At 60.4% G+C, this 7,324-nt stretch carries 7 protein-coding genes and 1 pseudogene; 6 read left to right on the forward strand and 2 right to left on the reverse strand.

Annotated elements, in window-relative coordinates:
• Nucleotides 1-400: 400 nt before the first annotated feature.
• Nucleotides 401-910: a DUF1697 domain-containing protein gene (locus ACTHL0_RS12670; RefSeq protein WP_440567095.1), complete on the forward strand. Its 510-nt coding sequence runs from the start codon at nucleotides 401-403 to the stop codon at nucleotides 908-910.
• 163 nt (nucleotides 911-1,073) lie between these two features.
• Here ACTHL0_RS12670 and ACTHL0_RS12675 read toward each other — a convergent pair whose 3' ends face one another.
• Both ACTHL0_RS12675 and ACTHL0_RS12680 read right to left on the reverse strand, forming a co-directional pair.
• Nucleotides 1,074-1,499 (reverse strand): GlcG/HbpS family heme-binding protein, encoded by a 426-nt coding sequence (locus tag ACTHL0_RS12675; protein ID WP_440567096.1) that lies wholly within the window; start codon nucleotides 1,497-1,499, stop codon nucleotides 1,074-1,076.
• A 24-nt stretch (nucleotides 1,500-1,523) separates the two neighbouring features.
• Nucleotides 1,524-2,537, reverse strand: coding sequence for a zinc-binding alcohol dehydrogenase family protein (locus ACTHL0_RS12680; RefSeq protein ID WP_440567098.1), 1,014 nt, complete (start codon nucleotides 2,535-2,537; stop codon nucleotides 1,524-1,526).
• 101 nt (nucleotides 2,538-2,638) lie between these two features.
• Here ACTHL0_RS12680 and ACTHL0_RS12685 point away from each other — a divergent pair, with 101 nt between their 5' ends.
• The 5 genes and pseudogenes from ACTHL0_RS12685 to ACTHL0_RS12705 form a co-directional block, all read left to right on the forward strand.
• Nucleotides 2,639-3,568, forward strand: a complete 930-nt coding sequence (locus tag ACTHL0_RS12685) for a LysR family transcriptional regulator (RefSeq protein WP_440567099.1) — start codon at nucleotides 2,639-2,641, stop codon at nucleotides 3,566-3,568.
• A 215-nt stretch (nucleotides 3,569-3,783) separates the two neighbouring features.
• Nucleotides 3,784-4,611, forward strand: coding sequence for an MlaD family protein (locus ACTHL0_RS12690; protein ID WP_440567100.1), 828 nt, complete (start codon nucleotides 3,784-3,786; stop codon nucleotides 4,609-4,611).
• A complete protein-coding gene (locus ACTHL0_RS12695) occupies nucleotides 4,608-5,207 on the forward strand; it encodes an ABC-type transport auxiliary lipoprotein family protein (protein WP_440567101.1) in 600 nt (199 codons plus the stop codon). The genes ACTHL0_RS12690 and ACTHL0_RS12695 overlap by 4 nt, the downstream gene beginning before the upstream one ends.
• Before the next feature lie 62 nt (nucleotides 5,208-5,269).
• Nucleotides 5,270-5,556 (forward strand): annotated as a pseudogene (locus tag ACTHL0_RS12700) (ParB N-terminal domain-containing protein); the annotation flags it as partial.
• A 791-nt stretch (nucleotides 5,557-6,347) separates the two neighbouring features.
• On the forward strand, nucleotides 6,348-7,324 hold a 977-nt coding region (locus ACTHL0_RS12705), incomplete at its 3' end, for a carboxyl transferase domain-containing protein (protein ID WP_440567102.1).

Here is a 7,324-nt window from a genome sequence, read left to right on the forward strand (position 1 = left end):
CGCAGCTTGACTGAAGGCCATGGCGACGCAGGCGAGAGTCAGCGCGGCGTTGATGGGTCTGAGTTGAAATTTCATATGCTTGAGCCTCTTGTTGAACTGGGTTGCTGTTGAAAATGCGTACGGCGTCTCCTATCGAAGTTATCGACATCGGCGATATTTCGAATGTCAGTATTCGTCAGAGCAGCCCATCAACCGAGGAAGCGGGCAAGCTAGTTAGGACTCCTTAGCGTGGCCATCGGCAAACTGGCGGTGGTCACGGATCGCTGTTGGGGCCCTTACTTGCTAGAAAGATTATCTAGAATTAAATAAATTGTCGTGTAGGGGTAAACGCTCGGTCTGGGAACGGCGGATCCCGCCCTTGCCAAAGCCGCACCGACGGATGTGGCGATAGAATGCACCGATGACCCAATATGTTGCTCTCTTGCGAGCCGTGAACGTTGGCGGCACAGGCAAACTCCCCATGGCCGAGCTGCGGACGATGTGCGAGTCCATTGGCTTCGCCAAGGTACGCACGTATATAGCAAGCGGCAACGTCGTCTTCGAAAGCGAGCTCTCCGAAGCTTCGGTGAAAACCAAGCTGGAACGTTGCCTGAAGACAAGCACCGGCATGCAGATAGGCGTTCTGATTCGAACCGGCGCGGAGCTGGCCGCGGTTCTCGCGGGCAATCCTTTCCCGGCAGCTGCACCAAATCGAACGGTCGCCATATTCCTCGACGAGCCTCCACCCACTGACACCCTGGCCGGCGTGAGCGGCCAGCAGGAGGAAGAGATCGCGCTCGGAGAGCGCGAGATCTACGTGCATTACGGGAACGGCATGGCGAAATCGAAACTGAAGATCCGGGCCGCCAAGTCCGGTACCGCCCGCAACATGAACACGGTGGCAAAGCTCGCCGAATGGGCGGCAGAGTAGCCAATCCTCCTCAGGCGTCTTCGTTCGGTCGATGACGGAAGCTCAACGCCAACACGGCGATATGCGCGGGTGACCGTGGCCGGAAACTGGAGAAAAAGCACCGGCGCGAACCGGAGGCGTCTCAGTGAGTGCGGCTGCCACAGGTCCTGCTGGCAGCCCATGCTCACTGCAAAAACCCTGCTTGACGCAGCGCCTCCTCAGCGGCCTCATGGTCTTGAATCGATGTTCCGCCGGAAACACCGATGCCACCTACCAGTCGCCCTTCGTGGAAGATCGGTACGCCACCGCCAACCGGCGTCAGACGCGGATGGTGCGCCAGCGGCGCAACGGCGGGCTCGGCCATGTACTGATTCCATTGTTGCGTGGCCATGCCGAATGACGCGGCCGTCCATGCCTTGTCGATGGCGACGTCTACGGTCAGGAACGGAGCGGAATCCGCGCGCTCGAACGCGCGCAGGTGACCGCCGGCATCGGTAATCGCGATGGTCGCGGCGAATCCCCGTGCGGCGCTCGCGCGGCGCGCTGCTGCCAACAGTGCCTGCGCGGCTTCCAGGCTGATCGTTGCTGTGCTGATGATGGGCGATGTCATGTTGATGCTCCTTGTCAAAAGGGATTAGCGGTTGGCAACGACGACCTTGCCCATCATGTTGCCGGCCTCGACCAACGCATGCGCTTCGATGAGACCGGCGGCGTTGATACCGTCGATGCGTCGGGTCAGGGTGTGCTTGAGGCGGCCCTGGTCAACCAGTTGCGCTGCGCGGCGCAGCAAGGCATGCTGCCGTGCCATGGTGTCGGTGGCGAACATCGCGCGGGTGAACATCAGCTCCCAGTGAATCGAAATGGATTTCCCCTTGAACGGGCCGATGTCCAGATCCACCGGGTCGTCGATGAGTGCGAACTGGCCTTCCGGGCGCAGCACGGCGGCGATTTGCGGCACATAGGCGGCGCTGTTGTTCAACCCCGCAACGTGGGTAACGTGCTCGATGCCGAGCGCGGCCAACTGCGGTGCCCATGCCTGACGGTGATCGATGACGTAATGCGCGCCATGTGCCAGCACCCACTCGCGGGTTTCGGGCCGCGAGGCCGTGCCGACCACGGTCATGCCAGTCAACTCGCGCGCCAGCTGGGTCAGAATCGAGCCGACGCCGCCAGCCGCTCCAACGACCAGCAGCACGTTGTGGTCGCTCGGGTCCGCTGCCTGGACACGCAGGCGGTCGAACAGCAACTCCCACGCCGTGATCGTCGTCAGGGGCAACGACGCGGCCTGCGCGAAGTCCAGCGATGTCGGCATGGGGCCGACGATGCGCTCGTCAACGGCATGCAGTTCACTGTTGCTGCCGGGCCGCGTGATGTCACCGGCGTACCAGACACGGTCGCCTGGCTTGAAGCGCGAGGCTAACGCGCCGGTTGCGCGGACGATTCCCGCTGCGTCCCAGCCGGCGATGCGCGCACCGCCTTCCGGAATATCTCCACCGCTGCGGATTTTGGTGTCGACCGGGTTGACCGACACCGCTTTCACTTCCACCAGCAGATCGTGGTCGCGCAGTTCCGGCGTCGGCAGCTCGATATCCTGCAGCGCCTGCGGGTGGCTGATGGGATGGTTCTGATAGAAACCAATGGCTTTCATGACGTGATCTCCAATCCAAGAGTGATGGGGCTTATGCTATCTTTCGTCGATATGCGGATAAATACCCGTCTCGCCCAAATACTTTCGTCGTTTCAACGAAAATGATTCGACTGGATGACGTCCAGATCTTCGTGCGCACGGTGGACTGCGGCAGCTTCTCGGAGGCGGCCCGCCAGCTGAATATCGCGCCCGCACATGCGAGTGCGTCCGTGCAGCGGCTCGAAAAGGCGCTGGACACGCGCCTGTTCACGCGTTCAACGCGCAGCATGCAACTGTCGGAGGCCGGCGAGCGTTACCTGCCGCATGCGCGGGTCATGATTGAAGCGCTGGAGCAAGGCGAGCAGGCGCTGGCAAACGGACGCGGGGTGCTGTCCGGCCCGCTGCGCCTGTCCGCTCCGTCTGACTTTGGTCGAAATTTGCTGTTGCCGTGGCTGGATGACTTTCAGCACCGGCACCCGGGATTGTCGCTGCACGTGAAAATGAGCGACCGTGCGGCCGATCTCATTCGCCAACCGCTGGATGCAGTCGTGCGCTACGGAACGCTGCCCGATTCGTCTCTTCTGGCCATGAAACTGGTCGAGAACAACCGGCGCGCATTGTGTGCCGCACCGTCATACCTCGAGCGGCATGGGGCACCCACCAAAGTAGACGACCTGCGGCGACACAATTGCCTTCGGTACGTCTGGAGCGAGCAGATACATGAACGCTGGCGCTTTACGCCGCCGGGCGGCGAGCGCACCGTGGCCGTCACGGGCAATCGCATCAGCGACGATGCCGATGCCGTTCGTCGCTGGGCAATAGCCGGGGAAGGCCTGGTCTACAAGTCGCGACTGGATCTCATCGACGATTTAAAGGCAGGCCGGTTGGTGGAGCTGTTTCCGCCGGAGTATGGCGAGCCTGCGCCGCTGCACCTGATCTGCGCCCACCGCGCGCAACTGACGCCCGCGATGAACGAGTTGCATGTCTTCCTGCGCGAGCGTTGCGCCGCATTGCAGGCCAGCTACTCCTCGGGTGGTGCCCGATCTGCGTAACGCGCTTCGCCCCTGGCTGCGCCGCCTTGGCGCGTACCGATCTCGACGGCCCACCACGGAGTGCGAGTTGGCCAGGATTCGCGAAAAATCCGTCGCGTCTCGATCTAAACTGGTTTTATAGCGAAATCCATCGTCGGTTCTTATGGCGAAACGGGCGCTGAAGATTCAGCTGGTAGGGCTCGCCGAGCTGACTCACTTGCCTGGAGGACGCCGCTATGAAAAATGGCACCGACACAAAGGCCAAGCTCCTTTTCGCAGCGTGCTTGCTTGTCTTGATGATCGCGGGGGCGACCTGGTACTTATTCTCGGTTAGCCAATACGCCACTTATCACGTCTATACGCGAGAGTCCGTCTCAGGGCTCATGGCTGACGCGCCGGTTGAATTCCACGGCATCGAAGTGGGAAAAGTCAAAAGCGTCAGGCTGGTCAACGCGCAGACGGTGGACGTCCTGATGTCCGTCGACAAGACTGCGCCGGTCACTGCGGCCACGGTAGCAACGATTACTTCCCGGGGGCTGGCAACACGCGGATTCACCGGATACGTTTTTATTGCCCTTGAAAACGTCGGGCCGGATTCCGGGCAGCCGATCCTGCGACCCGGTGACCGTTATCCCACCATCCCGGCGGCGCGATCGAAAGTTATCACGCTCGACACGGCCATCAATCAAGTGAACGACAATTTCCAGGCCGTTGCCGCGCTGCTCACATCGGTTCTCGACAAGCAGACCATCGCATCCTTGAAGCAATCCGCGGAAAGTTTGCAAAAAATCACTCGGAGCATGGCCGATGATACGAGAAAGCTCGATGCCATCGTGACCCATACTGAACGCGCCAGTCATCGGTTCGAGCCGGTCATGACATCGACCCAAGAGACCGTGCGCGCGCTTCAGTTGCAAATCCTGCCCGAAACCCATAGGGTGTTGGCCGACCTTGATAACGTGTCGAATTCCCTCACTGCAGTCACGGACAGGATCAACCGAGACCCGTCGATCCTCATTCGTGGCGCGGCGCCACCTGCGCTTGGACCGGGGGAAAAGCCATGACCGCGACCGCGGCGATTAGCGCACTGTGCATCGTCTCGCTTTCCGGTTGCAGTTTGTTCACGCCGGTCGACATCGATACCCACCAATATGTGCTGAGCACCATCCCGGTCGATCTTCCTGCCGAAAGGACGCACGCCGTCACACTGTCGGTCCTCGTTCCGGAGACGGTGCCGGCCTTCGCTACGCCCCGCATGGCTTACACCAGCCAAGAATATCAGATCGCCTATTTCAGTCGGAACGAATGGGTGGAAACACCTGCGCAGATGATATTGCCGTTGATCGTAGAGACGATCAGGCGCACGCACTATTTCAGCGCTGTGCGCGCGCCTCCCGATCTGGGACGGTCGACCTTCCTGCTTCGTACAGAAATCCTCGAGCTGAATCAGGATTTCACGTCGGATCCGGCAGTACTGCGGCTGACGGTGCGGTTCGATCTCAGTCGGGAGACGACCCATCAGCCGATCGCGGCGAAAGCGTTTTCGGTGCAGCAGCAACTGGACGAAAGGAATCCCTACGCGGGCGTCGTCGCAGCCAATGAGGCCGTGGGCCGACTGTTGCGGGACCTCGCCCGGTTCGTGATCGAGAACGCGCGCTAATGGCTAATGGACTACTGCAAGTGAATCGATGACCAATACGTCGCGCAATGGAGAGCCGGCCAATGAGTAACCTACGCGAACGCATGATGAGCAAGACGGCTGACCTGCGGTCGGCGAAAGACATTGAATTGGACCGCCAGCAACCGAGGCAGCGCCTGCGCGCATGGCGCCCGGAATGGCGGGAGCCCTGGCTGCGGCGCAGCAGCGCGTCGCCGAACTGGAAAAAGCTGGTTCGACGTCTGAATTGCCAGTGGCGGACATCGTGCCGAACCCGTGGCAACCTCGGAAGGTCTTCAATGAGGCGAAGCTGACGGAACTTGCGGAGTCAATTCGGGAAGCCGGCGCTATCTGAGCGGGCTTTTTTGTGTCTCCATTGGAGACACAGTCGGCTCTCGGGCGTCGGCAAATCTAGGTGTCTCCCGGTGCGCGACCAACTGGACGCGATCGAAGCGCGGATCGCGGGCGGCCGGCGCGCCGCAGACCGCCGCACGGTACGTTGACGCGATCGCGGCGTGGCAAAGCAGGGCCCGCGCCGAATAGGGATATCCGCTTCGCCGCTGATCCCACCGCCGAATCTGCCGCCCCGACTCATCCGCAAGGTCATAGCAAGCGGCCGTTCTGCCCGTGAAGCCGGCGAGCTGGACCACCTCCTGAATTTCCGCGCCGGTCGGCCGAGCCCAGTAGATGGCGCGCTGCAGGCATTCGCGCCGAATCGTCGTCACCGGTTGATTTGTCATGGGTTGGGCTCCTTGCGGGGCTTGTGAATGACGAGTTCCTGATCGACGAACTCGATGCTGTCGTTCGCCGGGAAGTTGCATCGGTCTCATCGAGCGCTGCATTCAGCTTATCCCGCAGGTCTTCCGCGAAAGGCCTGCTAGCTCGTGCGGCCGAGGCAGTTCGGGCGTCCCGCGCGAAGGACAGTCCACCGAATACCGACATCGGCCCAGATGCTGCCGTTAATGAAATTGGAGCTGGCCATGGGGATGCCCCAATAAGCTGACGGCTCTCGCCGAGGCCCTCTTGTGTCCGCTGCAATAAAGGCCAGATGCGCCACGCCCGTCACCTTAGCGTTTTCATCTCAATAATTGACCGTCCGGTCGGTTATATGTACAGTCACGCAGCCCGTATGTATGCATATGCGTGGACAAGCGGATCTATGCGATGGACGGGCTTCGCATAGAGGCTGCCGATAACAATCAACCTGAGAGACCAAAAACAATGAGCGTCAAGTCTCAAGCTTTACCCGTGCACGCCACACAGCCAATCGACGCGCGAGAGGCCATCGCAATGCTCGTCGACCCCGGCACATTCACAGAGCTGCACAGCCTAGTCGAACACGACTCGCGCCACTTCGGCGCTGAACGCCGCACCGCGCCGGGCGACGGTCTTATCACTGGCCATGGAAAAATCGATGGCCGCACCGTTCTCATATACGCGCACGATCGCGCGTTCCTGAGCGGCAGTTCCAGTCGAATGCATGCAGTCAAGCTATCCAACCTCCTTGATCTCGCGCTACGCATTGGCGCGCCGATTATTGGGCTGAACGAATCCTCTGGCATCAGGATCCACGAAGGGGTGGATGCAGGCGTCCAGTTTGCCGATGTGTTTTACAAGACGGTAAAGGCATCGGGTGTTGTGCCACAGATCTCTGTGATATTCGGTGACTGCGCTGGCGGAGCATCTTATACACCCGCGTTGACCGATTTCATCATCATGGCCGGCGATGAAGCTTCAATGTTCCTGACCGGGCCATCCGTCATTCGAGCCGCAACTGGCGAAAGTGTGACCAAAGCTGAGATTGGTGGTAGTCGCATGCATGCTGAGGTAACGGGGCTTGCCCATTTTCGCGCGGATGGACGACCTCACGCCGTCGCCCTCGCGCGTGAGCTCCTCAGCTATCTTCCCCAGAACAATGCAACCCGTCCGCCAGTCAGTGATGAGGGCGATATAGCGTACCGCGCCACTGGCAAGCTCGAATTTGTTATCCCGTCAGAAAAATCTGAACCGTATAACGTACTGGATGTGATCCACGATATTGTCGATAACGGTCGATTCCTGGAAGGATTACCCGAAGGGAAATCCCAAGAACCCAATGAGTATGGAGGAAATCGATCAGA

Origin of the sequence: Trinickia sp., assembly GCF_051961175.1 — a bacterium.
Classification (GTDB): domain Bacteria; phylum Pseudomonadota; class Gammaproteobacteria; order Burkholderiales; family Burkholderiaceae; genus Trinickia.